General features: G+C 71.2%; 30 protein-coding genes. 25 read left to right on the forward strand and 5 right to left on the reverse strand.

All coding sequences use genetic code 11. The annotated features are described in order from the left end of the window. Nucleotides 1–14: 14 nt before the first annotated feature. The 18 genes from AB0M26_RS14095 to AB0M26_RS14180 all read left to right on the forward strand — a co-directional run bounded on the left by AB0M26_RS14095 (nucleotide 15) and on the right by AB0M26_RS14180 (nucleotide 11,099). Entirely contained in the window at nucleotides 15–467 is a 453-nt protein-coding gene (locus AB0M26_RS14095; RefSeq protein WP_365259639.1) for a DUF4442 domain-containing protein, read from the forward strand. 314 nt (nucleotides 468–781) lie between these two features. Beyond that, a complete protein-coding gene (locus tag AB0M26_RS14100; protein ID WP_365259642.1) occupies nucleotides 782–1,453 on the forward strand; it encodes a DedA family protein in 672 nt (223 codons plus the stop codon). 132 nt (nucleotides 1,454–1,585) lie between these two features. Further along, the gene (locus AB0M26_RS14105; RefSeq protein ID WP_365259645.1) at nucleotides 1,586–2,131 is read left to right on the forward strand and encodes a gamma carbonic anhydrase family protein; all 546 of its coding nucleotides are present in this window, start codon (nucleotides 1,586–1,588) and stop codon (nucleotides 2,129–2,131) included. A gap of 89 nt (nucleotides 2,132–2,220) precedes the next feature. Further along, nucleotides 2,221–2,757: a hypothetical protein gene (locus tag AB0M26_RS14110; protein ID WP_365259648.1), complete on the forward strand. Its 537-nt coding sequence runs from the start codon at nucleotides 2,221–2,223 to the stop codon at nucleotides 2,755–2,757. A 242-nt stretch (nucleotides 2,758–2,999) separates the two neighbouring features. Further along, entirely contained in the window at nucleotides 3,000–3,179 is a 180-nt protein-coding gene (locus AB0M26_RS14115; protein ID WP_365259651.1) for a YhjD/YihY/BrkB family envelope integrity protein, read from the forward strand. Beyond that, a complete protein-coding gene (locus AB0M26_RS14120; protein WP_365259654.1) occupies nucleotides 3,176–3,340 on the forward strand; it encodes a YhjD/YihY/BrkB family envelope integrity protein in 165 nt (54 codons plus the stop codon). The genes AB0M26_RS14115 and AB0M26_RS14120 overlap by 4 nt, the downstream gene beginning before the upstream one ends. 154 nt (nucleotides 3,341–3,494) lie before the next feature. Continuing rightward, nucleotides 3,495–3,665: a hydrophobic protein gene (locus AB0M26_RS14125; protein WP_365259657.1), complete on the forward strand. Its 171-nt coding sequence runs from the start codon at nucleotides 3,495–3,497 to the stop codon at nucleotides 3,663–3,665. Nucleotides 3,666–4,020: 355 nt separating this feature from the next. Then, nucleotides 4,021–4,338, forward strand: a complete 318-nt coding sequence (locus tag AB0M26_RS14130) for a gas vesicle protein (RefSeq protein ID WP_365259660.1) — start codon at nucleotides 4,021–4,023, stop codon at nucleotides 4,336–4,338. Nucleotides 4,339–4,453: 115 nt separating this feature from the next. Next, nucleotides 4,454–4,906 carry a gas vesicle structural protein GvpA gene (locus AB0M26_RS14135; RefSeq protein WP_365259814.1) on the forward strand — a complete coding sequence of 151 codons (453 nt, stop codon included), beginning with the start codon at nucleotides 4,454–4,456 and terminating at the stop codon, nucleotides 4,904–4,906. Between the two features lie 3 nt (nucleotides 4,907–4,909). Next, a complete protein-coding gene (locus AB0M26_RS14140) occupies nucleotides 4,910–5,623 on the forward strand; it encodes a GvpL/GvpF family gas vesicle protein (protein WP_365259663.1) in 714 nt (237 codons plus the stop codon). A gap of 11 nt (nucleotides 5,624–5,634) precedes the next feature. Continuing rightward, nucleotides 5,635–5,892, forward strand: coding sequence for a gas vesicle protein GvpG (locus AB0M26_RS14145; protein ID WP_365259666.1), 258 nt, complete (start codon nucleotides 5,635–5,637; stop codon nucleotides 5,890–5,892). Nucleotides 5,893–5,951: 59 nt separating this feature from the next. After that, nucleotides 5,952–6,623, forward strand: a complete 672-nt coding sequence (locus tag AB0M26_RS14150; RefSeq protein ID WP_365259669.1) for a hypothetical protein — start codon at nucleotides 5,952–5,954, stop codon at nucleotides 6,621–6,623. Beyond that, entirely contained in the window at nucleotides 6,616–7,902 is a 1,287-nt protein-coding gene (locus tag AB0M26_RS14155) for an SRPBCC family protein (protein WP_365259672.1), read from the forward strand. The genes AB0M26_RS14150 and AB0M26_RS14155 overlap by 8 nt, the downstream gene beginning before the upstream one ends. A gap of 54 nt (nucleotides 7,903–7,956) precedes the next feature. Beyond that, entirely contained in the window at nucleotides 7,957–8,382 is a 426-nt protein-coding gene (locus AB0M26_RS14160; RefSeq protein WP_365259817.1) for a gas vesicle protein, read from the forward strand. Further along, on the forward strand, nucleotides 8,379–9,230 hold the full coding sequence (locus tag AB0M26_RS14165; protein ID WP_365259675.1) for a GvpL/GvpF family gas vesicle protein: 852 nt from the start codon (nucleotides 8,379–8,381) through the stop codon (nucleotides 9,228–9,230). Before AB0M26_RS14160 ends, AB0M26_RS14165 begins: the two co-directional genes overlap by 4 nt. Next, entirely contained in the window at nucleotides 9,220–9,441 is a 222-nt protein-coding gene (locus AB0M26_RS14170; RefSeq protein WP_365259678.1) for a gas vesicle protein, read from the forward strand. Before AB0M26_RS14165 ends, AB0M26_RS14170 begins: the two co-directional genes overlap by 11 nt. 91 nt (nucleotides 9,442–9,532) lie before the next feature. Beyond that, nucleotides 9,533–9,940 carry a gas vesicle protein K gene (locus tag AB0M26_RS14175; RefSeq protein ID WP_365259681.1) on the forward strand — a complete coding sequence of 136 codons (408 nt, stop codon included), beginning with the start codon at nucleotides 9,533–9,535 and terminating at the stop codon, nucleotides 9,938–9,940. Nucleotides 9,941–10,322: 382 nt separating this feature from the next. Continuing rightward, nucleotides 10,323–11,099, forward strand: a complete 777-nt coding sequence (locus AB0M26_RS14180; RefSeq protein ID WP_365259684.1) for an acyltransferase — start codon at nucleotides 10,323–10,325, stop codon at nucleotides 11,097–11,099. 410 nt (nucleotides 11,100–11,509) lie between these two features. On the opposite strand, the gene AB0M26_RS14185 is transcribed toward AB0M26_RS14180, so the two are convergent. Beyond that, nucleotides 11,510–12,376 carry a DMT family transporter gene (locus tag AB0M26_RS14185; protein ID WP_365259687.1) on the reverse strand — a complete coding sequence of 289 codons (867 nt, stop codon included), beginning with the start codon at nucleotides 12,374–12,376 and terminating at the stop codon, nucleotides 11,510–11,512. Nucleotides 12,377–12,484: 108 nt separating this feature from the next. Between AB0M26_RS14185 and AB0M26_RS14190 the strand changes: the two genes are divergently transcribed. Then, nucleotides 12,485–13,057 (forward strand): XRE family transcriptional regulator, encoded by a 573-nt coding sequence (locus tag AB0M26_RS14190; RefSeq protein WP_365259820.1) that lies wholly within the window; start codon nucleotides 12,485–12,487, stop codon nucleotides 13,055–13,057. 77 nt (nucleotides 13,058–13,134) lie between these two features. Then, on the forward strand, nucleotides 13,135–13,689 hold the full coding sequence (locus tag AB0M26_RS14195) for a YbaK/EbsC family protein (RefSeq protein WP_365259690.1): 555 nt from the start codon (nucleotides 13,135–13,137) through the stop codon (nucleotides 13,687–13,689). Nucleotides 13,690–13,742: 53 nt separating this feature from the next. Here AB0M26_RS14195 and AB0M26_RS14200 read toward each other — a convergent pair whose 3' ends face one another. Continuing rightward, a complete protein-coding gene (locus AB0M26_RS14200) occupies nucleotides 13,743–14,150 on the reverse strand; it encodes a CoA-binding protein (RefSeq protein WP_365259693.1) in 408 nt (135 codons plus the stop codon). 60 nt (nucleotides 14,151–14,210) lie between these two features. Here AB0M26_RS14200 and AB0M26_RS14205 point away from each other — a divergent pair, with 60 nt between their 5' ends. Both AB0M26_RS14205 and AB0M26_RS14210 read left to right on the forward strand, forming a co-directional pair. After that, a complete protein-coding gene (locus AB0M26_RS14205) occupies nucleotides 14,211–14,837 on the forward strand; it encodes a YigZ family protein (protein ID WP_365259696.1) in 627 nt (208 codons plus the stop codon). Between the two features lie 180 nt (nucleotides 14,838–15,017). Further along, nucleotides 15,018–15,638 (forward strand): amino acid racemase, encoded by a 621-nt coding sequence (locus AB0M26_RS14210; protein ID WP_365259699.1) that lies wholly within the window; start codon nucleotides 15,018–15,020, stop codon nucleotides 15,636–15,638. 104 nt (nucleotides 15,639–15,742) lie between these two features. On the opposite strand, the gene AB0M26_RS14215 is transcribed toward AB0M26_RS14210, so the two are convergent. Then, the gene (locus tag AB0M26_RS14215; protein WP_365259702.1) at nucleotides 15,743–16,234 is read right to left on the reverse strand and encodes a MarR family transcriptional regulator; all 492 of its coding nucleotides are present in this window, start codon (nucleotides 16,232–16,234) and stop codon (nucleotides 15,743–15,745) included. Between the two features lie 97 nt (nucleotides 16,235–16,331). Here AB0M26_RS14215 and AB0M26_RS14220 point away from each other — a divergent pair, with 97 nt between their 5' ends. From AB0M26_RS14220 to AB0M26_RS14230, 3 genes are all read left to right on the forward strand, one after another. Beyond that, nucleotides 16,332–16,745 (forward strand): organic hydroperoxide resistance protein, encoded by a 414-nt coding sequence (locus AB0M26_RS14220; RefSeq protein WP_365259823.1) that lies wholly within the window; start codon nucleotides 16,332–16,334, stop codon nucleotides 16,743–16,745. 282 nt (nucleotides 16,746–17,027) lie between these two features. Next, complete coding sequence (locus AB0M26_RS14225; RefSeq protein ID WP_365259705.1) at nucleotides 17,028–18,194, forward strand: exonuclease SbcCD subunit D; 1,167 nt, start codon at nucleotides 17,028–17,030, stop codon at nucleotides 18,192–18,194. Then, entirely contained in the window at nucleotides 18,191–21,241 is a 3,051-nt protein-coding gene (locus AB0M26_RS14230; RefSeq protein ID WP_365259708.1) for an SMC family ATPase, read from the forward strand. The genes AB0M26_RS14225 and AB0M26_RS14230 overlap by 4 nt, the downstream gene beginning before the upstream one ends. A gap of 297 nt (nucleotides 21,242–21,538) precedes the next feature. On the opposite strand, the gene AB0M26_RS14235 is transcribed toward AB0M26_RS14230, so the two are convergent. Together AB0M26_RS14235 and AB0M26_RS14240 are read right to left on the reverse strand one after the other, a co-directional pair. Then, nucleotides 21,539–23,224, reverse strand: coding sequence for a DUF885 domain-containing protein (locus AB0M26_RS14235; protein ID WP_365259711.1), 1,686 nt, complete (start codon nucleotides 23,222–23,224; stop codon nucleotides 21,539–21,541). 238 nt (nucleotides 23,225–23,462) lie between these two features. Then, a complete protein-coding gene (locus tag AB0M26_RS14240; protein ID WP_365259714.1) occupies nucleotides 23,463–23,963 on the reverse strand; it encodes an Lrp/AsnC family transcriptional regulator in 501 nt (166 codons plus the stop codon). Between the last annotated feature and the right edge of the window lie 57 nt (nucleotides 23,964–24,020).

The following is a 24,020-nucleotide window of genomic DNA, read 5'->3' on the forward strand; positions in this document are numbered from 1 at the left end:
GTAACGTGGTCGACATGTCCGAGACCCTGCCGTCGATCGGCGAGATGCTGGCGGCCACCGTTCCGATGGCCCGCACCCTGAACCTCGAGTTCCTGGAGACCACCGCGGAGCGTGCCGTTCTGCGGCTGCCCGACCAGACCGAATTCCACAACCACGTCGGGGGGCCGCACGCCGGCGCGATGTTCACGCTCGCCGAGTCGGCCAGCGGCGCCATCGTGATCGCCGCGTTCGGCGATCAGCTCACTCGGGCGGTGCCACTGGCCGTACGGGCCGAGATCGGGTACAAGAAGCTCGCCATGGGGCCGGTGACCGCCACCGCCACCCTCGGCCGGCCGATCGCCGACGTCGTCGCGGAACTGGACGCGGGGCAGCGCCCCGAGTTCCCGGTTGCCATCGAGATCACACGCGAGGACGGGGCCGTGACCGGAGAGATGACCGTGGTGTGGACGCTGCGCCCCAACACGTGACCCGTCTCCGTGGGTGATCCGCTCGCCGTATGCGATCCGTGATCGACTCGCCTTGCGATACGTGTCCGCCCGGGCATGTGATCCGCCCGGGCATGTGATGCGCCGCCCCGCGTCGCCGGGACACCCGAGTCGGCCCCGCGTGGCCGGATCTCCCCCGCGCCGTTGTGCCGACCCGCGTGAGCGCCGGTCGCCTCTGCACCGCCTCCGCGGGCGGCCCACGCCGGTGTTTCCCGGGATCGAGTAGGCTGCCCGGCGACTGTCCGTGCGCCGCCCGCCGGGCAGCCTTGAGACAACGGGAACGGGGAGGAACCGGCTTGCACGTCCAGGAGTGGCTCGAGACCGTTCCCGCGCTGAGCATCTACCTGCTCGTCGGCGTCGTCATCGGCCTCGAGAGCCTCGGCATCCCGCTGCCCGGTGAGATCATCCTTGTCAGCTCCGCGCTGCTCGCCTCCCAGCACGGCGAGATCGACCCCGTGATCCTCGGGGCCTGCGCCACCACCGGCGCGATCGTCGGCGACTCCATCGGCTACGCGATCGGGCGCAAGGGCGGCAAGCCGCTGCTGACGTGGCTCGGCGGGAAGTTCCCCAAGCACTTCGGTCCGCACCACATCGCCTCGGCAGAGCGGTCCTTCGAGCGGTGGGGCATGTGGGCGGTCTTCTTCGGCCGCTTCATCGCCCTGCTGCGGATCTTCGCCGGTCCGCTCGCGGGCGTGCTGCGCATGCCGTACTGGAAGTTCCTCATCGCCAATGTGCTCGGCGGCATCGTCTGGGCGGGCGGCACCACCGCGGTGATCTACTCCGTCGGCGTGGTCGCCGAGGCCTGGCTGAAGCGGTTCTCCTGGCTCGGGTTCGGCGTGGCGCTGGTCTTCGGCGTTGTCTCGTTCCTGGTGATGAAGAACCGGGCGAAGAAGGCCGCGGCCTGGCTCGGGCAGGAAGGGGTCCAGGACGAGGCCCCGGGCAGGGAGCCTGCTCGCGCCGCGGAATGAGAGCGCACCGCCCCGGCCCGAGGGCCGGGCACCTTGCGGCCCGTGCTGTGATCTTCGTCTATCCGTGCTCCGCGCCGTCCCCGGCCGGTTTACCGTGCCCTCTGACGAGACGAGCGGAACGAGGCGAGGACGATGACGCACGAGGCACTGATCGCGGGCATGGGCGGCAGGGAACCGCGGATCGATCCCTCGGCGTACCTCGCGCCCACATCCGTCGTCATCGGTGATGTGACCATGGCCTCCGGGGCCAGCGTCTGGTACCACGCGGTCCTGCGAGCCGACGGCGACACCATCACCCTCGGCGCCGACAGCAACATCCAGGACAACTGCACGGTCCACGTCGATCCCGGCTTCCCGGCGACCATCGGCGCGCGGGTCTCGGTCGGGCACAACGCCGTCCTGCACGGCTGCACCGTCGAGGACGACGTCCTGATCGGCATGGGCGCGACGGTCCTCAACGGGGCGGTCGTCGGGGCGGGTTCGCTGGTGGCCGCCCAAGCGCTCGTACCGCAGGGCATGCGCGTGCCCCCCGGCTCGCTCGTGGCCGGTGTGCCCGCCAAGGTCAAGCGCCCGCTCACCGACGAGGAGCGCGAGGGCGTCACGTTCAATGCGACCGCGTACGTGGACCTGGCCACGGCGCACCGCGATGCCATCGGCCGGAACTCCACGGCCGGTTGAGGCCGCGGGCGGCGCCGACGCCCGCGCTCCGCCCGCGGGTGCCGGAACCGTCCGTGTTTGCTGCCCACCCGAGCGGCAACGCGGAGACCATGACTGACAAGAAACCAACCCCAGCGAACGGCACTGCCCGCAAGACCTCGGCGACCGCCGGGTCCCGCAAGTCCACGGCCAACGCCACGACGCGACGGTCGACCGCGAAGGCGTCCACCGCGAAGGCCAAGGCCGCCGCGGACAAGGCACGCGAGCCCGCCAAGGACACGGCCAAGGACGCCGAGGCGGGGACGGACAGCACGTACCGGAGGGCCGCCACGCGGGCGGGCGAGGCCAAGGCGCAGGCAGCGCGCAAGACCTCGGCCGCCGTGAGCGCCGCAGGAACGACCGTCAAGCGCACAGCGGTCACCGCGAGCACCAAGGCGAGCGCGGCCGGGCACACCCTGGCCAACGCCCCCAGGAAGGCCGGGGCCACGGCCGGTACGGCCTGGAAGTTGATCAAAGCTCGCAAGGCCGTCGCCGCCGGGGGTGCGGGTATCGCACTGGCCGGCGCCACCTCGGTCTTCATACGGCAGCGGGCCAAGCGCCGGCGCGGCATACTCGCGCGACTGACCGGCGGGCGCCTGGGTGCCTGAGCCGGGGGGCTACGGACGCAGTTCGTATCGAGACAGCACGGCACGGCCCGCCGGGGGAGCCGACATGCGGACCTCGAACGCCGGCCCGGGGGCGGCCGCGGGACCGGAGTCCGGCGGAGACACCTTCGACGTGACACCGACGTCCCCGGCCGCCGCACCCGCTGACGGCCGGCCCGGACTGCCCGCTCCGACGACTTCCCGACCGCGCTGCGCAGGACCCTGCGTCCGTCTGGAACGATGACGTGACCGAATGGGCCGCCGCGCTCACCTGCTACGCAATGCTCGCGATCGTTCCGGCCCTGCTCGTCACGGTGTCGCTGATCGGCGCGGCGGACGCGACCGCGGTTCATGAGCTCATCGACCAGGTCGGCGCCATCGTGCCCGCCGAGGGTGCGCTCGCCGACGGACTGTGGCTCGTATGATCGGCCGGATTTGCCCTTATGCGCCGCATGTCGACACCTACGGCCGCCTCTACGGGGCACTGGCAGTAATGGTCGTCTTCCTGGTGTGGCTCCGGGTCTCCAATCTCGCCCTGCTGACCGGTGCTCAGTTCAACGCCGAGCCGGCCAAACTCAGCCGCTGACCGCCGTAGCCCCTCCAGCCTCAATCCGTGCCGCATATCCGCTCGTTGCTATTTCCCTGTGCGGATCAGCTCTGCAATTCCCGGAGAAGAATCAATTGATCGGAGGCATGGGCAACTCGGAGCAGGGCACTCGGAGTACCGGAGGTTGATACACATGGTTCCGCTTCTACTGGTTCTGTTGCTCGTCCTGCTGCTCGCCGGCGCGGGATTTGCACTCAAGGCCCTGTGGTGGGTCGCCATCATCGTGCTCGCGCTCTGGCTGCTCGGATTTGTGATCCGGCCCACTGCGGCTGGCGGCCGCAGGGGACGCTGGTATCGCTGGTAGAACTGCGCGCATCAATGTCACCGGCCGGGGCTGGTGCTCGGAGAAGGTACTTTCCGCGCACCGGCTCCGGCACATGACTTCCCCGGTGAGACCATGTGATGTCACGGCGCGGCTCGCACGAGGAACGGGTCCTTTCCGGGCCCGGGTGCGCACGGTACGTCGGCGAGGTCGCCTGGGCCTCCAACTCCGGGACGATGAGCAGGGGTTGAGCGGAGCGGCCGCGTACCGCCGCGTTCTCATCGCCGTATTCAGAAAATCATGGATGCGAACGCATATGCCTTGAGGTGTCGGGCAGGCGGGACCGAACGGAGACGACCACGAGGTCCTATTCCATTCGATGCGAAAGAAGGCCATCATGCCGACCGCCGAGCGGAAGAGCAGCGACAGCAACAAGGCGGGTGAACGTGCCCCGGCCGCTGTCGCCATGAGAAAAGCCGCGGAACAGCTGTCGGAGCTCCTCGGAGCGGTTCCCGACTCGATTTCTGCTCTGAAACCGAACGACGACGGTTGGGCCGTGGACATCGAGGTCGTGGAAATCGAGCGCATCCCCGAGACCACGAGTGTGATGGCCACCTACCGCGTACTGCTCGACCCCGGCGGCGAACTCCTCGGCTATGAGCGCATACGACGGTACGCCCGGGGCCAGACCGACCGCGACACCCGCCGCGGCTAAGCGCACGCCACCACACGGAACCCCTCAATGCGACACCGCAACGCCCAATGACGCAACGCCCAACGACCAACGCCGTACGACGCAACGTCAAAGGAGAGGAAGAACCGTGACCGTCATGCAGCAATCCCGTCCCACCCCGGCGACGAGCAGCAGCGGCGGCGGCACATCGGGCCTCTACGACGTCCTGGAACTCATCCTGGACCGAGGCCTCGTCATCGACGCTTTCGTCCGGGTCTCCCTCGTCGGCATCGAGATTCTCAAGATCGACGTACGGGTCGTCGTCGCCAGTGTCGACACCTACCTGCGTTTCGCCGAGGCGTGCAATCGCCTCGACCTCGAAGCCGGGCGCAAGGCCCCGAGCCAACTCACCGATCTGACCGGCGAGCTCACCGAGAACGGTGCCAAGGGCAAGTCGAAAGGAGCGCTGAGCGGTGCCGTCGAGGCGTTCACCGAATCGCTCCAGGGCGGCCGCGAATCCGAGCAGGAGGAGCGCGAGCGTGAGCCGCGCCGCACCACCAAGTCGTCCAGTAGCCGCCGTACCACGCGCCGCAAGGAGGAGGACGCATAAACCATGGCCGTCTACATATACGCGATCACCGCGGCCGACCACCCCCTGCGCCTCGACGGGCTGAAGGGGGTGGGGGAGACCGGTGGCGACCTCACAACGGTGGGCTCCGGATCGCACCGGGCCGTGGTGAGCGAAGCCCCCGAGGAGCTGCGGGCCAAGCGGCGCGATCTGGTCGCCCATCAGACGGTCCAGGAACGGCTGCTGGAGGACGGCGCCGTACTCCCCATGCGCTTCGGCCTCGTGGCCCCCGACGAGGAGGCTGTGGCCGAGGCGCTGGAGGAGAACGCCGAGAGCTACACCGAACGCCTCGGGCAGCTCGACGGCTGCGTCGAGTACAACCTGAAGGTCGCCCGGGACGAGGACGACCTGCTGCGCGAGATCGTCGACGAGTCCGAGGAGATCCGGGCGCTCAATGAGCGCACCCGGCAGAACCCTGACGCCCATGACGACAAGGTCGCGCTCGGCGAGCTGATCTCGCAGGAGGTCGAGCGGCGCCACAACAACGCCGTTCTCGAAGTCGTCGACGCGGCGGCGCCGGCAGCCGTCACCTACACCCCCGGCGACCCCACCCGGGAGCACTTCCTCAATGTGTCCTTCCTGGTGGAGCGCAAGCGCGCCGGTGAGTTCTCCCAGGCAGTGGCGGCCGAGGCCGAACGCCGGGGCAGGGCCTACGACCTGACGCTCCACGGGCCCCTACCGCCGTACAGCTTCGTCTGACCGGAGTCGACGTGGGACTCATCACGCAGATCCTGACGTTCCCGCTCGCGCCCGTACGCGGTGCCGGATGGGTGATGGACCAGGTGATCCTCGCGGCGGAACGCGAGTACTACGACCCGGCCCCTGTGCTGCGGGAACTTCGGGAACTGGTGCAGGAGCTGGCGGAAGGCCGCATCGACGAAGCCGAATTCGACCGGCGCGAGGACGAATTGCTCGACCACCTGGAGTGGCTCGAGGCGCGAAGTCGAGAGCTGGATGCCCGTTCCTGACCGGCTCCGGACCCGTCCCACCCCCCGGGACGAGGGCCGGGGAAGGAGAGATGAGAAACATGATGACCAATGGAAAGATAGCCGTGGCGCTCGTGGGAGGTTACCTCCTCGGGCGTACGAGGAAAGCCAAACTCGCCCTCGCCCTGGGCCTGTTCCTGGCCGGGAAGAAACTCAGCCTGGATCCGCAGCAGCTCGGCAAGCTGGTGGCGAACTCGCCCGTCCTGAGCGGGCTGAGCAACCAGGCGCGGCAGCAGCTCGTCGACGCCACGAAGTCGGCCGCTACCACGGCGCTGACCAACCGCGCGAACAGCCTGGCGGAGTCGCTGCACGAGCGGACACTGAGCCTGCGCGACATCGGCACCGGCACCCGCGGCGGGGACGAGGTGGACCACGACGCGCAGGACGAGGTTCAGGCCGACGACGACGCCGCGCCCGAGGACGAGCGAGGAGGAGAGCGCGGGAAGACACGACGCGCCGCATCCGAGGAAGAGCCGAGCCGGGAACGGGAGTCCGCGCCGCGCGGCAAAACCACGGCCTCCTCCCGGTCCCGTAAGGGCACGACCCCCTCCACCAGGCGCAAGACGGCCGCCGGCGGAACCCGGAAGGCGGCGAGCGGTACCCGCAGGACCGCGTCGAGCCCGGCCAGGAAGACGGCCACGAAGACGGTCGGTAAGACGGCCAAGAAGACCGTCGGGAAGACGGCCGGGGCCCGCGGGAGCCGCAATGAATGACACCCTCGGCAAAGTGCGGAACGAGATCGCGAACAACCCCGCGACCGACAGGCTCAAAGAGGAACTCCGCGGCTATCTGCAGGCCCGCGCCGAGCATGCCGTGGCCGGACTCGGCCGGACACTCGGCGAGACCATCAGAAAGGCCGGTGACCCCACCCAGGGGCCGGGCGCCCTCATGGGCAGCCTCGCCAAGGGCGGGCAGGTCCTCGCCGAAGGCAGGTCACCTGCCCAGGCCGCACTGAAGGCCGGCACCTCACACTTGAAGGCCACCCTGAAGGACAAGTTCAAGGGGATGTTCGGCAAGGGGCGCGGCAAGAGCGGCGGAGGCAAGTCCAAGAGCGTCGTCATCGTCGAGGACATCGACGTCGGCGTGCCGCTGCGCGAGGCTTACGACCAGTGGACCCGGTTCCAGGAGTTCTCCACCTTCGCCAAGGGCGTCGTCAGCGTCGAGGCATCGGACGACACGACCAGCAACTGGAAGGTGAAGGTCGCGGGTTCCACACGGAGTTGGCGGGCCTACGTCACCGAGCAGGTCCCCGACGAGAAGATCGTGTGGACCACGGAGGGCGCGAAGGGCACCGTCAAGGGAGTCGTCACTTTCCATCGCCTCGGGGACTCCCTCACCCGTGTGCTGCTCGTGCTGGAGTACTTCCCCAAGGGGCTGTTCGAGAAGACCGGCAACATCTGGCGCGCCCAGGGAAGGCGGGCCCGGCTGGACCTCAAGCTCTACCGCAAGTTCATCATGATGCGCGGCGAGGCCGAAGACGGCTGGCGCGGCGAGATTCGCGACGGCGTGGTGGTCGTCGATCACGAGACGGCCGTCGAGGAGGAAGAGCGCGCGGAGTACGCCCAGGAGCCGGAGGACGGCGAGGAGTTCGCCGAGGGCGACGCGCCGGACGAGGGCCTGCCGGAGGCCTCCGACGAGGACGACGCACCCCACGACGACGAACCGCTCGACGACGAACCGCTCGACGACGAACCGCTCGACGACGAGCCGTACGACGACGCACCCTACGTCGACGAGGAGGACGAGCGGGACGAGGCGGAGGCCCACGAGGAGCCCTACGACGACGAGGCAGAAGACCTGGACGAGGCGGACGAGCCCGAAGCCGTCGCCGATGAGGGTGACGAGGATGCCGACGACGGTCCCCAACCCGAGGACGGATACGAGGACGACGCGCCCGACGACGACGCGTACGAGGAAGCCGAGGCGTACGAGGAACCGGAAGAGGCCGACCCCGAGCCTCCACGCCGGCGCTCCGCCTCGGCCCGCCGCTGAACCGAAGCACGAAACGAGGCTGATCTCATGTCGTCCGATTCTCTGGCAGGCCGTATGGGGCCCGCCCCCGCCCGGGGTGCGGCTCCCCTCAGCGGAGGAGGTTCGTCGGCCAATCTCGCCGACATTCTCGAGCGGGTACTCGACAAGGGTGTCGTCATCGCCGGCGACATCCAGATCAATCTGCTCGACATCGAGCTGCTCACCATCAAGCTGCGGCTCCTGGTCGCCTCCGTCGACAAGGCGAAGGAGATGGGGATCGACTGGTGGGAGCACGACCCCTCCCTCTCCTCCCGGGCCCCCACAGGTCCGCGGGATGTGGCAAGCGGGGCGCAACGCCGACTGGAGGCCGGAGCGGAGGACCGACTGGAGGGCGGAGCGGAGGTCCGTACCTCGCTCGCCGATGAGAACGAGCGGCTGCGGGAGGAGATCGCGCGGCTCCGGGCCGCGGAGAAACCGCAGCAGGGAGCTGACGCCCGATGAGCAGCAATGGACCCGCCGCCACGTCCGGCCTCCTGAGCTATGTGTACGCCGTCGGCCGCGCCGCCCCCGAGCTGGAGGGCGCGGCGACCGGCCTGACCGGGCACGGGGGCGCCGCGATGCGTACGGTCGGCGCGGGCGGTCTGGCCGCAGTGGTGTGCAGCGTCCCGGCTGCCCAATTCGACGAGGAAGGCCTCAAGGCCCAGTTGGGGGACCTCACCCGGTTGGAGGCGATCGCGCGCTCCCATCACGGCGTCGTCGGCGCGCTCGTGGAGCGTACGGCCGTTCTCCCGCTGCGCCTGGCCACCGTCTACCTCGACGACGCGCGGGTGACCTGGATGCTCCAGGAGTCGAGGGACGCCTTTGCCACCACGCTCCAGCGACTGGAGGGGCACGTCGAGTGGGGCGTCAAGGTGTACGCCGAACCGGGCGAGCCGCAGCCGGTCGCACCTGGGACCTCGTCCGGGAGCGCCTCGGCACCGGCGGAGACTTCCCTCAGCCCGGGCCGGGCCTACCTTCTGCAACGGCGGGCGCACCGCAGCCGCCGCCAGGACGCGTACCGGGCCGCGGGGGAGGCGGCGGACCGTATCGCCGCCGTCGCGGAGTCGTTCGCGGCCGACCGCGTGGCGCACCGGCCCCAGCAGGGGGCACTGGCCGCGGGAGCGGGCGAGAACATCGTCAATGACGCCTACTTGGTGCCGATGGAGCGCAGCGAGGAGTTCCGCGCGGCGGTCGCGGAGGAGGGCAGGACCCTGTCCGGGGCGCGTGTCGACGTGACCGGGCCCTGGGCGCCGTACTCGTTCGCCACTCCGGTGCAGGACGGCGGGGCAGGGGACGGACGTGTCCACTGACCTCGCGTACGACGCGAACTCCGCCTCCGCGTACGAGCCCGCCCCGGCCGGTCCGCAGGTGGCGCTCATCGATCTGCTGGACCGGCTTCTCAACGGCGGGGCGGTACTGACCGGTGACCTGGTGCTGTCCGTGGCGGACGTCGATCTGGTGCACATCAATCTGCGGGCCGTGATCCGCTCGGTGACCGAGGACGGCTCCGCGCCGTGGTGACCGATGGCGTGCGGGTTCCGGTCGGGATGGCGAACAGGGCTTGTGGCAGCGGGAGTCGGGCTGCGAACGGAACGATGAAGGGACGGAGAGCGTGAGGGACACCTCTGAGCGGACCAGCGCGTCCGAGAGCCGGGGCCCGGCCCGCCTCGACGAGGTCGCCACCGCCGCGGCCAGAGCGTTCGACCTGCTGCCGGCCGGTCCTGACGACCGCGGTACGGGAGGCGTCGCCCAGCGGCTGAAGACCGACCCGGACACGGTCGAGCGGGACCTCCTGAAGCTGGTGCTGACGATCGTCGAACTGCTGAGGCAGTTGATGGAGCGGACGGCTCTGCACCGTGTGGACCAGGGCGATCTGACCGACGAACAGGAAGAGCGCATCGGCATGACGCTGATGACGCTTCAGGATCGGATGGCGGCCCTCTGCGAGCGGTACGACCTGACGCCTGAGGACCTGAACCTGGACCTCGGCCCCCTGGGGTCCCTGCTCCCACAGTCCTGATGGCGAAGGTGCGGACCGGCGGGCGCACCCCGGTGCCGACGGTCCCGGTGGCGCCCCCCGGCAGGGCTGACCCGGTCCAGGCATCGGGGGTGATGGCGGCCACATGATGCGACCAGGTGGTGGCGCTCGGGCGACGGAGACCTGTGCTGACGGAGGCCGGGTCGGGAGGAGACTGGGCCGGACGCCCGGGGCGGACGGAGACGGGGCCGGGAGGAGATGGGGCCGGACGCCCGGGCCGGACGGAGACGGGGGCTGGCGGAGGTGGCCGGGGGGCCACCGTCATGACGGGGACGAGGACCGAACGGCACCGCACGCCCGGATGGGGCGAAGATCACAGGACAGCACATACGCCGCCCGTCGCACGGCTGAGTACCGTGTGCGGGTGCCGAAGAACCGGAACACGTTCTCATCGCTCGCCGCTTGGCGCCGCCGCCTGGTCACGCGGGCGGTGCACCGTGGTTGGCGCTGGATGCAGAGCGCGGGAGCGGTGACGGCCGAGCGTCCGGGACGCCACCGTTTCGGCCGGATAGGCAGCGGGACCCGGCTGGCCTTCCCGCAGGGCACGCTCTTCGGCGAGCCGTGGATCCATCTCGGCGACCACTGCATCATCGGCGAGCACGTCACGCTGACCGCCGGGATGATGCCCGGGCTCGACCTCGGGCCGGATCCGGTTCTGCGGCTGGGCAACGGCGTTGTACTCGGCCGCGGCAGCCACGTCGTGGCCTCCCGGTCCGTCGTCTTCGGCGACGACGTGTTCTGCGGCCCCTATGTCTATGTCACGAGCGACAACCACAGCTACGACGATCCCGACCAACCGGTGGGCCGGCAGTGGCCGCGCACCGCTCCCGTCGAGATCGGCTCGGGGAGCTGGCTCGGCGCGGGCGCCGTGATACTCCCCGGTGCGCGCCTCGGCCGAAACGTGGTCGTCGCGGCCGGTGCGGTGGTCCGGGGCGAGGTGCCCGACCGAACAGTGGTGGCCGGGGCACCCGCTCGAGTCGTCCGGCGCTGGGATCCGGAGTCGGGATGGGAGCCACCTCTGCGCACCCCGCCCCCGGTGCCGATCCCCGAAGGCATCACACCGGAGCAGCTCATCGCGTTGACGGAGCTCGACGGGCAGCCCGCAGACCCGGGCACACTGGATCTGTCGGCCGACCGCTGAGGCTGCGCGGCCGGTCGAGTTGATACGGGCGAAGACGAGGCGGTCGAGGAGGTACGGGCGATGAGCAACCGGCATCTGCGCATCCTGCTGGCGATCGCCGTCGTGATCCAGGGCATCGCCCTGGCGGTGTTCGCCCTGCGGCAGATGTGACCCCGTGAAGATGGGATCCCCTGCAGACGCCGCGCAGACATGACGCCGCGCAGACATGACGCCGCGCAGACATCAACCGGGTGCGAATGTGGCTCCGCGCAGACATGACTCCGTGCGGTAAGACCCGGTGCGAATGTGACCCCGTACATATGGGACGTCCCGTCCGCCATCGCTCGGTTCACCGTCGACGTCCGGCCGCCGCCCCCCTCGCGAACGTCCGGCCGACTCCACTCAGCCCGGCACCAGAAGCATCCTCCCGCTCAGCCCGCCGCCAGAAGCACCGTCCCGAACAGGGCCAGCCCCGCTCCCGCCGCCTGCACCAGCCGCAGCCGCTCCTTGAGGAAACCGCGCGCTGCCACGGCGGTGATCACGGGGTAGAGGGAGGCGAGCACGGCGGCGACGGTCACCGGACCGTGGTTGGCGGCCATCGCATACGTGCCGTTTGCCGCGACGTCCGCGAGCCCGACGAAACCGAGCGCGGGCAGCGACGTGCGTATCGTCCGCCAGCCGCCGTCCTCCGGGAAGGCGTCGCCGCCGCGCCGCACCGACGCATACAACGCCGCACCGCCGACGACCACATTGGTCACCCGCTGGACGAACAGCGCGAGGAAGAGGCCCGTGACGGTGGTCGAGGCCTCCGCGATCAGCGCCATGACCGAGCCGAACCCGAACGCGGCCACCAGCGTCAGCAGGATGGCCTGGCGCTGCACCGGCGCGCCCCGGAGCTGCGGTCCGCCCGCCAGCACCACGCCCGCCACCGCCACCACGATCCCGGCCATCTGCAGCAGCCCGGGGCGTTCGCCGATCATGAGCCCGACCCCCACGGGGACGGCGACCCCCAGCGACCCGAGGGGCGAGACGACGCCCATCGGCCCGAGCGCCAGCGCGCGGTAGAAGCACAGCATCGCGACCGGTCCCACCACGCCCGCCGCGACGGCGAACCACAGCTGCGGCCCGGCCTCGTGCCGGCCCCCCGTCGCGATGACGATCGCGCCGAGCACGGTCGCCGCCAGGATCTGCGAGACCACGACCACGGTGAGGGCCGGGATGCGCTTGGTGAGCAGCCCGCCGCCGAAGTCGGCCAGCCCCCACAGGAAGCTGGTGGCCAGGGCGAAAACGGCTGTCATCGGAAACCTCGCAGTACAGTGGAGTGAACGCTGGGGTATAGCACACCGTAGTACATCCCATTGACCTCTGTCATCCACAATATTGAACGGAACGGCGGAACGGCGGACGTGACGGACCTCGACCACCTCACCCAGTCCCTCGCGCGCAACATCAAGCACTGGCGCACGCAGCGGGGCTTCACCCTGGAGACACTGGCCGCACGTTCCGGAGTGAGTCGGGGCATGATCATCCAGATCGAGCAGGCCCGGACGAATCCCAGCGTCGGGACGACCGTGAAGCTTGCCGACGCCCTCGGCGTCAGCATCACCACCCTGCTCGACTACGACGACGAGCCCCGGGTCCGGATCGTCCCCGCCGACCAGGCCGTACGGATGTGGTCCACCGACGCCGGCAGCTCGGTCTCGCTGCTCACCGGCGCCCAGGCGCCCGGCCCGCTCGAACTCTGGGCCTGGCGCCTCATGCCCGGCGACGGGAGCACCTCGGACCCCCACCCCAGCGGCACGTTCGAGATGGTGCACGTGACCACGGGCGAGCTCACCCTGGTCGTCGATGCCGAGGAGTACCAAGTGCCCGCGGGTGCCTCGGCCAGCTTCGAGGCCAGCGGCTCGCACACCTACCGCAACGACGGCGGGGAACCGCTCGAGATGACCATGACGGTGTCCGTCCCGCCGGTGCGCTGAGTCGTCCGCGCCTGCGGCGCCGATGCCCGCCTGCGCCCCGCCGATGCCCGCGCCCGGCTGCTGTTAGCGTGGCAGACATGCGCGCTCCCATCGGAAACTTCGACTCGGTCCGGCCCGCCACCGAGGCCCTGGACGAGCTCAACCCGGCCGTCGCCGAAGGCATTCGCTCATGGAGCGGCCCGGTCCCCGTGGAGCACCTCCTGTACGTCGACACCGATCCGGAGAAGGCCGACACCGCCGTCTTCGCCGAGACCTACGGACCGGGACTCCACGATGCGTCGGCCAACTGCGTCGTCGTCGCGGGCAAACGCGGTCAGACCGTCACCCTGGCCGCCTGCATGGTCCTGTCCACCACCCGCCTGGACGTCAACGGGGCGGTGCGCCGCCATCTCGGTGTGCGCAAGGCGTCCTTCGCGGCCGTGGACATGGCCGTGGGGGAGTCCGGAATGGAGTACGGCGGCATCACACCCATCGGGCTGCCCGAGGGCTGGCCCGTGCTGGTGGACTCCGCTGTCGTCGAGGTGCCGTACGTCGTCATCGGCAGCGGTCGGCGCCGCGGCAAGCTGCTCGTCCCGGGCAAGGCGCTCGCCGGCCTTCCCGGTGCGGCCGTGCTCGACGGCCTGGCGGGCTGACCAGGCGGGGCGGCGCAGCCACCCCACCCGGCCGCGCCCGGTCCGGCACGCGCTCAGTCCAGCAGCGGGATCTCGATCGCAGGGCAGCGGTCCATCACCATGTCGAGCCCTGCCGCGCGGGTGCGCGCGTACGCGTCCTCGTCCACGACCCCGAGCTGGTACCAGACGGCCTTCGCCCCGATCGCGACCGCCTCGTCGGCCACCTTCCCGGCCAGGTCGCTGTTGAGGAACACATCGACCACGTCCACCGGGAACGGGATGTCCGCCAGCGAGGAGTACCCCTGCTCCCCGTGCACCGTCTCCGCCTTCGGATGCACCGGCACCACGCGCTTTCCGAAGCGCTGGAGCACACGGGAGACCCTGTAGGCGGCGCGGCGGTCGTTGGTGGACAGGCCGACGACCGCCCAGGTGTCGCCCGTGGCGGTCAGAATCCTGCGGATCGTCGCCTCGTCTGCGTACATGCCCCCGTCAACCACGGGCCGGGCGCAGCCATTCCCGGCGCCCGGCATAGGGTGAGGAGAATGCAGGAGCAGTACCGGACGGTCGCGCGCGAGGGCGTGCACGAGATCGAGATCAACAAGTCGCGCTTCCTCTGCACGCTCGCCCCGGCCGCGACCGAGCAGGATGCGCAGGACCTCGTCCGGCGCATCCGCCGAGAACACCCGACCGCGACGCACAACTGCTGGGCGTATGTCATCGGCGCCGACGCCGGCCTGCAGAAGGCGAGCGACGACGGTGAACCGGGCGGCACCGCAGGGGTCCCCATGCTGCAGATGCTGCTCCGCCGCGAAGTGCGCTACGCCGTCGCCGTCGTCACCCGCTACTACGGTGGCGTCAAGCTCGGGGCCGGCGGGCTGATCCGGGCGTACGGCGGTGCGGTCGGCGAGGCGCTCGACGCGCTCGGCACCATCACCCGCAGGCGCTTCCGGCTGGCGACCGTCACCGTGGACCACCAGCGAGCGGGAAAGCTGGAGAACGATCTGAGGGCGACGGGCCGCGAGGTGCGGGAGGTCCGGTACGCGGACGAGGTCACCATGGACATCGGGCTGCCCGAGGCGGAGGTCGACGCCTTCCGGTCCTGGCTCGCCGATACCACCGCGGGCACGGCCGTACTCGAACTCGGCGGCGAAGCCTATGGAACGGTCTGATGCCTCTGCCGTACGACGCGGGGAGTCCGGGCCCACCACCCCGCCACGAAGGACCCCCCCGCCCAGGAGGTCCCGTGCAGCACCTCGGAATTCTCGCGCACAGCACGGAGGGGCGGCGCTGTGCTTCCGCGCCTTCTGCCAGGAGGGGATCCGTGAACTGGGCCCCATGAGCACCCGGACGTGACCCTGGACTGCATCGCCCTCGCGCGCAGCATGCCCGCATGGGAGGCAGGGGACCATATCTCGATCCGCGCCACGCTCGGTGAGAGCGTGCGCCGACTGGCCGGTGCGGGCGCGGAGTTCTTCGTCTGCCCGGACAACACCGCGCACCTGGCTCCGGAAGAGCCGGGAGAGGACCTGGCCCTTCCGGGCCTGCATCTCGTTGCCGTCGTCGCGGACCGGGCCGCCCGGGAGGGCCGCCGGCGCGTCGGCCTACTCGGCACGACCTACACGATGGACGGTCCCCTCTACCCGCGGGAGCCGGCCGACCGCGGCATCGCCGCAGAGGTGCCGGACGTCGGGGACCGGGACCTGATCAACGAGATCAACTTCGAGGAGCTGGTGAACGGTGTGTTCACCGAGGAATCGCGCCGGGAGTACGTCCGCGTCATCGAAGGGCTCGCGGCGCGGGCCTGCGACGCGGTCGCCCTGGTCTGCACGGAGATCCCGCTCCTGGTGACGCCCGAGGTCTCGCCGCTGCCCACGCTGGACTCGACCCGCCTGCTCGCGCGCGCCACCTTCGAGGTCGCCGTCGGGCGGCGGGACCGGCCGACCTGGCGCGGCGGGCCCACCGGGGGCTGATCCCGGGCGGGGGAGGGGCGCCGGGCGCAGGGCGCGTACGGATCAGGGGCCGGTCGGTTACGCACCGGAGTCCGCACGCGGAGCGAGGACCGGACGCATACGTATCACAGGCCGGTGCAGTCGCCGGATACGGCGTCGAGGTCCGCGGCGTCCAGTGTTTCCGTCAGCGCCCGCAGGCGGGCGCGGACCTCCCGCATCTCCTCCAGCGAGAACCCGGTCGCCGCCGCGATCCTGCGTGGAACGTCCAGTGCCTGCTTGCGCAGCCCGTACCCCGCAGCCGTGGGGCGGGCCGTGACCGAGCGCTCGTCGTCGGCGCTGCGCCGCCGCTCCACGTAGCCCGCCGATTCCAGGCGCTTGAGCAGGGGGGACAACGTCCCCGAATCCAGGCGCAGATGCTCGCCGATCCGCTTGACCGGAAGCTCGCCGTGCTCCCAGAGCACCAGCATGACCAGGTACTGGGGATAGGTGAGGCCGAGGTCCTTGAGCACGGTTCGGTAGGCGCTGTTGAACGCTCGCGAGGCGGCGTGCAGCGAGAAGCAGATCTGGTTTTCGAGGCGGAGCAGTTCCTCCTCGGGTGCGGTGGTCGGCGTCTCCATGAGCCCCAGAGTACCGCGCGTCATTGAGTTGCGCACAACTGAATTGTGTGCTGTAGTCATCTCCGTCGGATTCCACGGACAACCAGGGATGGAACTCATGGACGCGCTGTACACCGCTGTCGCCACCGCCAACGGCCGCGAGGGTCGCGCCGTCAGCTCCGACGGCCGGATCGACCTCCCGCTCGCCTTCCCGGCTCAGCTCGGCGGCAACGGACAGGGCACCAACCCCGAGCAGCTCTTCGCCGCGGGCTACGCCGCGTGCTTCGCCAGCGCGATGGGGGCCGTCGGCCGCCAGGAGCGGATCGACGTCAAGGACGCCTCCGTGACCGCCGAGGTCTCCATAGGCAAGGACACCGACGGCGGCTTCGGCCTCGCCGTGGTCATGCGGGTCGAGCTGCCCGAGCACCTGCAGGGCGAGGCGGGCCGCGACCTCGTCGAGAAGACCCACGCCTACTGCCCGTACTCCAAGGCCACCCGCGGCAACATCGACGTCCGGCTCGTCGTCGAGTAGGCCGCACGGCCGGGTGGGCGCGCGTAACGGCACGCGCCCACCCGCCACGCCGCCCACCTGCCGCACACCCTCCGGAGCCCGGTCCCCTGTCCTGAGACACGGGCCGGGCTCCGGCCGTGTCCCCAGGGCGGGGAACGGCGCGGACGCGGGTCAATATCCGAGGTCCGTGATCGGTGTGAGGCCCGGCGGGTTACGGTGGTCGGTGCCGGTGTCCGCGCTCCCGCCGGACGGCGCCGGCCGCAGGGGTGGAGAAAGGAAGAACGTGCAGGTCGGTGTCTGCTGTTGAGAGTGCTTCACACATCCGACTGGCACCTCGGCCGGTCGTTCCACCGGGTGAGCCTCCTCTCCGCGCAAGAGGCATTCGTCGACCATCTCGTCGAGACCGCCAGGACCCGGCGCGTCGACGCGGTGCTCGTATCGGGTGACGTGTACGACAGGGCCGTACCGCCGCTGCCCGCCGTCGAGTTGTACGACAGCGCGCTCCACCGGCTGGCCGGACTCGGAGTGCCCACCGTCATGATCTCCGGCAACCACGACTCGGCCCGCCGTCTCGGCGTCGGCTCCGGCCTGATGGAGCGTGCCGGCATCCACCTGCGGACGGACCCGGGCCGCTGCGCCGAGCCGGTCCTCTTCACCGACGAGCACGGCGACATCGCCGTCTACGGCCTGCCCTATCTTGAACCCGCCCTGGTCCGGGAGGAGTTGGGAGCCGAAGTGCCCGGACACACCGCAGTCCTCCGCAGCGCCATGGACCGTGTGCGCGCCGACCTCGCGACACGCCCGCCCGGCACCCGCTCGATCGTCCTCGCCCACGCGTTCGTCGCGGGCGGCGCGCCGAGCGACAGCGAACGCGACATCACGGTCGGCGGGGTGGCGGCCGTCCCGGCCCAGCTGTTCGACGGGATCGACTATGTCGCGCTCGGACACCTGCACGGCTGTCAGGCCATCAGCGACCGCATCCGGTACTCCGGTTCGCCCCTCGCCTACTCCTTCTCGGAGAGCGGCCACCGGAAGAGCATGTGGCTCATCGACCTCGGGGCCGGGGACACCGTCACCGCCGAGCGGATCGCCTGCCCCGTGCCCCGGCCCCTCGCCCGGATCCGCGGCCGCATCGAGGACCTCCTCGCCGACCCGCAGTACGCACCGCACGAACAGGCGTGGCTGGAGGCGACGCTCACCGACCCCGTTCGCCCGCATGAGCCCATGGCCCGACTCGCGGAGCGCTTCCCGCATGTCCTCAGCCTCGTCTTCGCGCCCGAGAGATCCGCCGAGGACCCGCACACCCGATATGCGGAGCGGCTCAAGGGGCGTACGGACCGGCAGATCGCCGAGGACTTCGTGGCCCACGTGCGCGGCGGCGCCGGGCCGGACGAATGCGAACGTGCCGTCCTCCACGGCGTGTTGGACGAGGTGCGGGCCGACGGTGCGCTGAATGAGGTGGCCGGGTGAGGCTGCACCGACTGCGGATCACCGCCTTCGGCCCGTTCGCGGGCACCGAGGACGTCGACTTCGACGAGCTGTCCGCGGCCGGTCTCTTCCTGCTCCACGGCCCTACGGGCGCGGGCAAGACCTCTGTGCTCGACGCCGTCTGCTTCGCGCTGTACGGCGGCGTGCCGGGCGCCCGGCAGGGAGGGCAGTCCCTGCGCAGCGACCACGCCGACCCGAGCACCCCCACCGAGGTGAGGCTCGAACTCACCGTCGGCGGACGGAGGTTGGAGATCACACGCCGCCCCGAGCAGCTGCGGCCCAAGAAGCGGGGAGAGGGGCTCACCCGGGACAAGGCCCAGACGCGGCTTCGCGAGCGCACCGCTCCCGGAGCGGAGCGGCCGGGCGAGCCGGATGGCGCTTGGAAGGCCCTGAGCCGCTCCCACCAGGAAGTGGGAGAGGAGATCGGGCAGCTCCTCGGTATGAGCAGGGAGCAGTTCTGCCAGGTCGTCCTGTTGCCCCAGGGCGACTTCGCCCGCTTCCTGCGCGCCGACGCCGAGGCCCGAGCCCATCTGCTCGGCAGGCTCTTCGACACCCGGCGCTTCGCGGCCGTCGAGGACCGGCTCGCGGAGCTGCGGCGCGCCGCGGAGAAAAGGGTGAGGAGCGGCGACGAACGCCTCCTCGGCCTCGCCCACCGCATGGCCCAGGCCGCGGGCGAGACCGCCGACCTCCAGGACCACCCGCTCCCCGAACCGTCCCCCGGCGAACCGGGATTGGCGCATGCCGTCCTGGAGCGGGCGGCCATCGCCCGTACGAGCGCACGCGAGCGTCACGCCATCGCGGTGGCAGCCGTGCGGGCCGCCGAGAACGATCACGGACGGGCCCAGCGACACGCCGAAGACGTACGAGAACTCGCTGCCCTCCAGGAACGACACGCCGAGGCCCGGCGTCGCGCCGAGGTGCTCGAGACGCGCCGGGAGGAGGCCGACCGCGTGCGCGCCCGGATGGACCGGGCCCGCTCGGCGGAGAAGGTCGTCCCCGCACTCGAACTGCGCGCTGCGGCAGAGCGCGAACACCGGTCCGCCGCAGCGGTGTTGGGGGAGAGCCGGTCGGCTCTGGCACGCGAAGCCCGCGCCCTGCCCCCCGGTCTCGCCGAGGCCTCCGCCGACCGGCTCGCCGCCCTGGAGCGCGAACTCCGCGAAGAGCTGGGCGGGCTGGCCGCCGCACGGGGCGCCGAGGAACGGGCGGCCCGGATGGCGGCCGAGCGCTCCGCCCTCGACCGTGAGGCACGGTCCGACGACGACCTCCTGCGCGAGGCCGAGGGCTGGCTCTCATCGTGGGAGTCGGTTCGCGACGGACTCCGGCGGCGCATCGAGTCCGCGCAGGACGCCGCCACCCGCGCCGAACAGCTCGGCGCCCAGGTCGCCCAGGCACTCCAGCGGCTCGAGGCCGCCGAGGAACGCGATCGGCTCACGTCCCGGCTGGCCCGGGCCGAGGATCAGGTGGACCGGGCCCGGCGCCGTGCGTCCGGCGCGCGGGAGCACTGGCTCGACCTCAAGGAACGGCGCCTGGCCGGTATCGCCGCCGAACTGGCCGGTTCTCTCCGCCCGGGGGAGGCGTGCAAGGTGTGCGGCGCGACCGAGCACCCCGCACCGGCGCGCGCCGCCGACGACCATGTGGACCGTGCCGCCGAGGACGCGGCGCTCCAGGCGTACCAGCGGGCCGACGCGGACCGGGAGGAAGCCGACGGCCAGGTGCGGGCGGTGCGCGAATCCCTGGCGGCCGCGTGCTCGGCAGCGGGCGATACGCCCACCGTCGGACTCCGCGACGAGGTCCAGGACCTGCGGCGGTCCCACGCCGACGCGCGCACCGCCGCCGCCGACGCGCATGACGCCCGCGAAGCACTCATCGCAGCCGAGCGGGAGTACGAGCTTCGGCGTGCCGCCCAGCAAGAGGCCGGACGCCGCGTCTCCGCGCGCGCCTCCAGGCAGCAGGTGCTGGACGGCCAACTCGCCGAGGCGCAGGCCGAAGTGGAGCGGGCGCGTGGCGACGCGCCGAGCGTCGCCGACCGCGCCGCACGCCTTGAGCGGCACGCGACGCTGCTCTCCGAAGCGGCCGCGGCCGTCCGCACGGCCGAGGCGACGGCGCAGCGGCTGAAGGAGGCCGACGCGCGACTCGCCGATGCCGCCTACCGGGCCAAGTTCGACACGCCGGAAGCAGCCGCGGAGGCCGTGCTGGACGCGGCCCAGTGGCGGGAGCTGCAGCACCGCCTCGACCAGTGGCAGGCGGAAGCGGCCTCCGTCGCCGCCGTGTTGGCGGACCACCGCCTCGCGACGGCCGCGGACCGCCCGCCGGCCGACGGCGCAGCAGCCCAGGCCGGCGTCGACACGGCCACCCGCCGGTTGCGCACCGCGTCAGCCGCCGAGGCGTCCGCCGCGACACGCTGCACCGAACTCGACGCCATCGGCGCCGAGGCCGAGACCCGCGCACGTGAACTCGCCCCGCTGCGGCGCGAGTACGACCGCGTGGCACGCCTCGCTGGGCTCGCTGCCGGAACCTCCGCCGAGAACGAGCGAAGGATGCGCCTGGAGTCCTACGTCCTCGCCGCCCGTCTCGAACAGGTCGCCGCGGCGGCGAGCGCCCACCTGGCGCGGATGTCCTCCGGGCGTTACACCCTCGTCCACTCCGATGCCAGGGCCGGCGGGCGTCTCCGGTCCGGACTCGGCCTGCATGTGATCGACGCGTGGACGGGCAGCGAGCGCGACACCGCCGGCCTCTCCGGAGGCGAGACCTTCTTCGCCTCGCTCTCGTTGGCCCTGGGCCTGGCGGACGTGGTCACGGAGGAGGCGGGAGGCACCCGGCTCGACACCCTCTTCATCGACGAGGGATTCGGCAGCCTTGACGAGCAGACGCTCGACGACGTCCTCGACGTCCTCGACTCCCTTCGCGAGCGCGACCGCACGGTCGGGATCGTCAGCCACGTCGCCGAGCTGCGGCGGCGCATCCCGGCCCGGCTGGAGGTCACAAAGACCCGCACCGGCTCGTCCCTGCGCCACCACCCGGCGGGCTGACCGCTGATCCCGCCGGCCGCTGAAAACTGCCGGCCGCTGAACCCGCCGACTGCTGAACCCGCCGACCCGACCGCCGCCGCTGCGCACCGCGGACGCCTGAGGCAGCATCCCCCTCTTCGCACGCCTCTGTTCAGTGAAGAGGGGCTGGCGCGAGGGACTTGGGGGCTCGGTTCGCCGACCACTTCTCAGCACGCGCAGGGGGCGTAAGCAGGCGCGTCGGTTGTGCGGCCCGGCGGGCACCCGCCGGGCCGCACAACCGACGGCCCCCGCCTGTCGGCGAGGGCTCCAGCAGCTGCCTCAGAGCCGGGACAGCTCCTCCACCAGGTCGTCGAGACCGAGAGAGCCCTGCGACAGCGCCGCCATATGCCACTTCTTCAGGTCGAAGGAGTCGCCGTGCGCCGCCCGCGCCGCCTCCCGGCCCTTCAGCCAGGCACGCTCGCCCAGCTTGTAACCGATGGCCTGCCCCGGCATGCCCAGGTAGCGGATCAGCTCGCTGTCCACGAAGTCGTCCGGACGCCCGCTGTGCATGCCGAAGAACTCCCGTGCCAGCTCGGGCGTCCAGCGCTCGCCCGGGTGGTACGGCGAGTCGGCCGGGATCTCCAACTCCAGGTGCATGCCGATGTCGACAATGACCCGCGTCGAGCGCATCATCTGCGCGTCGAGGTAGCCCAGCCGCCGCTCCGCGTCGGAGAGGAAGCCCAGTTCGTCCATGAGCCGCTCCGCGTACAGAGCCCAGCCCTCGGCGTTCGCGCTCACCCCGCCGACCGTCGCCTGGTAGCGCGAGAGGCGGTCGGCCACGTGCACCCACTGCGCCAGCTGCAGATGATGCCCGGGAACGCCCTCGTGGTACCACGTCGACACCAGGTCGTAGACCGGGAACCGGGTCTCGCCCATGGTCGGCAGCCAGGTGATGCCCGGCCGGGAGAAGTCGACGGTCGGTGCCGTGTAGTACGGGGCCGCCGCACCGCCCGCCGGGGCGATCCTGGACTCGACCTTCCTGACGCGCTCGGCGAGTTCGAAGTGCGTGCCGTCCAATTCCTCGATCGCTTCGTCCATCAGGCCCTGCAGCCAGACCCGCACCTCCTCGACGCCCTCGATGTGCTTGCCGTGCTCGTCCAGGTACTTGATGGCCTCCCAGGGGGTGGCCGCGCCGGGGAGGACCTTCTGCGCCTCGGTGCGCATCTCCGCCATCAGCCGGTGGTACTCCGACCATCCGTAGGCGTATGCCTCGTCCAGGTCCAGGTCCGTACCGTTCCAGAAGCGGGACCACCGGGCGTAGCGCTCGCGGCCCACCACGTCCGGGGCGCCCTGGACGGACGGGGCGTACGTGTCGTGCAGCCAGTCGCGCAGATCCTCGAACGCGCCGGTCGCGACGGCCGCCGCCATGTCGAGGTCGGTCCGGAGTTCCTTCGGTCCCGCGGAGGTGAACTCCGCGAACCAGCTGCGGTCCTTGCCCACCCACTCGTCCAACTGGCCGATGACGGTCTCGACTTGCCGCGGGCCCGCTGGCAGCTTGCGCTCGATGCCCTCGGCCAGCGAGGCGCGGTAGCCGTCCAGCGCGGCGGGGACGGCGCGCAGCCGCTCGGCGATCGCCGCCCAGTGCTCCGCCGTCTCGACCGGCGTCACCGTGAGGACGGTACGGATCGAGTGCACCGGGGAGTGGATGTTGCTGACCGCCCGCAGCCCCTCGTGGGCTTCGTGCACGGCGAGTTCCGCGGTCAGCCGCTCGCGCAGCAGCCGGGCGCAGCGCCGCTCGGCGTCGCTGCCGGCGCCCGGCCGGGCCTCCGCCTCTGACAGCCGGTCCAGTGTCGTACGGGCCAGATCGGCGAGGGCCTCCTGCCCGGCCGGGGAGAAGTCCGGAAGCCGGGTCGAGCTCTCGGCATCGCCCAGGTAGGTGCCGGTGATCGGGTCGAGGTCGATGAGCGCGTCCACGTATGCGTCGGCGACCTGGCGGGGCAACGGGCTGCTGATGTTGTCGGACATGGGCTCATCCTCGTACGTGACCCGCGCCCGCGTCACCACCATCCCGTTCGCCGCGATTCGGCCGCGAAGGCCCACCCCTCGTTCCACGCGGATGCGCGGCGCCCCGGCCTCCTGCGCCCGTGATGCGCGGCGCCATCCGGACCCGGCCCCCCGCGCGGCTGGGGCCGAGGGGATCACTGAGCACACCTGAGCCCCGTCTTCAGAAGTCGCCTCTGCCCCGCCCTTCGGGCCGGCGACACTACGTTGGAGACGGGCGCTGGGCATCCGGTCCCGGAGGCAGCAGTGGCCCGCACTCCCACTGCTGGAAGATCAGCCGGGTCTCGACCCGGGCGACCTCACGCCGTGAGGTGAACTCGTCGAGCACCAGCCGCTGCAGATCGGCCGTGTCGGTCACGGCCACGTGGACGAGATAGTCGTCCGGACCGGTCAGGTGGAACAGCGCCCGCGACTCAGGGAGCGCGCGGATCCGGTCCACGAACGGGCCGATGAGCTCACGCCGGTGCGGCCGTACCTGCACCAGCAGCAGGGCCTCCAGACCGCGCCCGAGCTTCGCCGGGTCCAGACGCAGCTCGTGGCCGAGGATCACTCCGGCCCGCCGCAGCCGGGCCACACGGTCCAGGCAGGTGGACGGCGCCACGCCGACTTCCGCGGCAAGGTCGCGGTACGTGGTCCGGGCGTCGTTCTGCAGAAGCCGCAGAATCTGCAGATCTACCGGATCCAGAGGTACGGAATCGGCCATGGATCGAACATTACACGGACGATCCCCGCTGGGCTCCGTCGAGTGTTCAGCATCGAC

The organism is Streptomyces sp. NPDC051776, assembly GCF_040681345.1.
Lineage (GTDB): Bacteria > Actinomycetota > Actinomycetes > Streptomycetales > Streptomycetaceae > Streptomyces.

What these genes read in the sequence shown, in the direction of transcription:
- AB0M26_RS14095 (WP_365259639.1), top strand. Translation starts at nt 15, where the DNA reads ATGTCCGAGACCCTGCCGTCGATCGGCGAGATGCTGGCGGCCACCGTT.
- AB0M26_RS14105 (WP_365259645.1), top strand. Translation starts at nt 1,586, where the DNA reads ATGACGCACGAGGCACTGATCGCGGGCATGGGCGGCAGGGAACCGCGG.
- AB0M26_RS14110 (WP_365259648.1), top strand. Translation starts at nt 2,221, where the DNA reads ATGACTGACAAGAAACCAACCCCAGCGAACGGCACTGCCCGCAAGACC.
- AB0M26_RS14120 (WP_365259654.1), top strand. Translation starts at nt 3,176, where the DNA reads ATGATCGGCCGGATTTGCCCTTATGCGCCGCATGTCGACACCTACGGC.
- AB0M26_RS14125 (WP_365259657.1), top strand. Translation starts at nt 3,495, where the DNA reads ATGGTTCCGCTTCTACTGGTTCTGTTGCTCGTCCTGCTGCTCGCCGGC.
- AB0M26_RS14130 (WP_365259660.1), top strand. Translation starts at nt 4,021, where the DNA reads ATGCCGACCGCCGAGCGGAAGAGCAGCGACAGCAACAAGGCGGGTGAA.
- AB0M26_RS14135 (WP_365259814.1), top strand. Translation starts at nt 4,454, where the DNA reads ATGCAGCAATCCCGTCCCACCCCGGCGACGAGCAGCAGCGGCGGCGGC.
- AB0M26_RS14140 (WP_365259663.1), top strand. Translation starts at nt 4,910, where the DNA reads ATGGCCGTCTACATATACGCGATCACCGCGGCCGACCACCCCCTGCGC.
- AB0M26_RS14150 (WP_365259669.1), top strand. Translation starts at nt 5,952, where the DNA reads ATGATGACCAATGGAAAGATAGCCGTGGCGCTCGTGGGAGGTTACCTC.
- AB0M26_RS14155 (WP_365259672.1), top strand. Translation starts at nt 6,616, where the DNA reads ATGAATGACACCCTCGGCAAAGTGCGGAACGAGATCGCGAACAACCCC.
- AB0M26_RS14160 (WP_365259817.1), top strand. Translation starts at nt 7,957, where the DNA reads ATGGGGCCCGCCCCCGCCCGGGGTGCGGCTCCCCTCAGCGGAGGAGGT.
- AB0M26_RS14165 (WP_365259675.1), top strand. Translation starts at nt 8,379, where the DNA reads ATGAGCAGCAATGGACCCGCCGCCACGTCCGGCCTCCTGAGCTATGTG.
- AB0M26_RS14185 (WP_365259687.1), bottom strand. Translation starts at nt 12,376, where the DNA reads ATGACAGCCGTTTTCGCCCTGGCCACCAGCTTCCTGTGGGGGCTGGCC.
- AB0M26_RS14195 (WP_365259690.1), top strand. Translation starts at nt 13,135, where the DNA reads ATGCGCGCTCCCATCGGAAACTTCGACTCGGTCCGGCCCGCCACCGAG.
- AB0M26_RS14200 (WP_365259693.1), bottom strand. Translation starts at nt 14,150, where the DNA reads ATGTACGCAGACGAGGCGACGATCCGCAGGATTCTGACCGCCACGGGC.
- AB0M26_RS14205 (WP_365259696.1), top strand. Translation starts at nt 14,211, where the DNA reads ATGCAGGAGCAGTACCGGACGGTCGCGCGCGAGGGCGTGCACGAGATC.
- AB0M26_RS14215 (WP_365259702.1), bottom strand. Translation starts at nt 16,234, where the DNA reads ATGGAGACGCCGACCACCGCACCCGAGGAGGAACTGCTCCGCCTCGAA.
- AB0M26_RS14220 (WP_365259823.1), top strand. Translation starts at nt 16,332, where the DNA reads ATGGACGCGCTGTACACCGCTGTCGCCACCGCCAACGGCCGCGAGGGT.
- AB0M26_RS14235 (WP_365259711.1), bottom strand. Translation starts at nt 23,224, where the DNA reads ATGTCCGACAACATCAGCAGCCCGTTGCCCCGCCAGGTCGCCGACGCA.
- AB0M26_RS14240 (WP_365259714.1), bottom strand. Translation starts at nt 23,963, where the DNA reads ATGGCCGATTCCGTACCTCTGGATCCGGTAGATCTGCAGATTCTGCGG.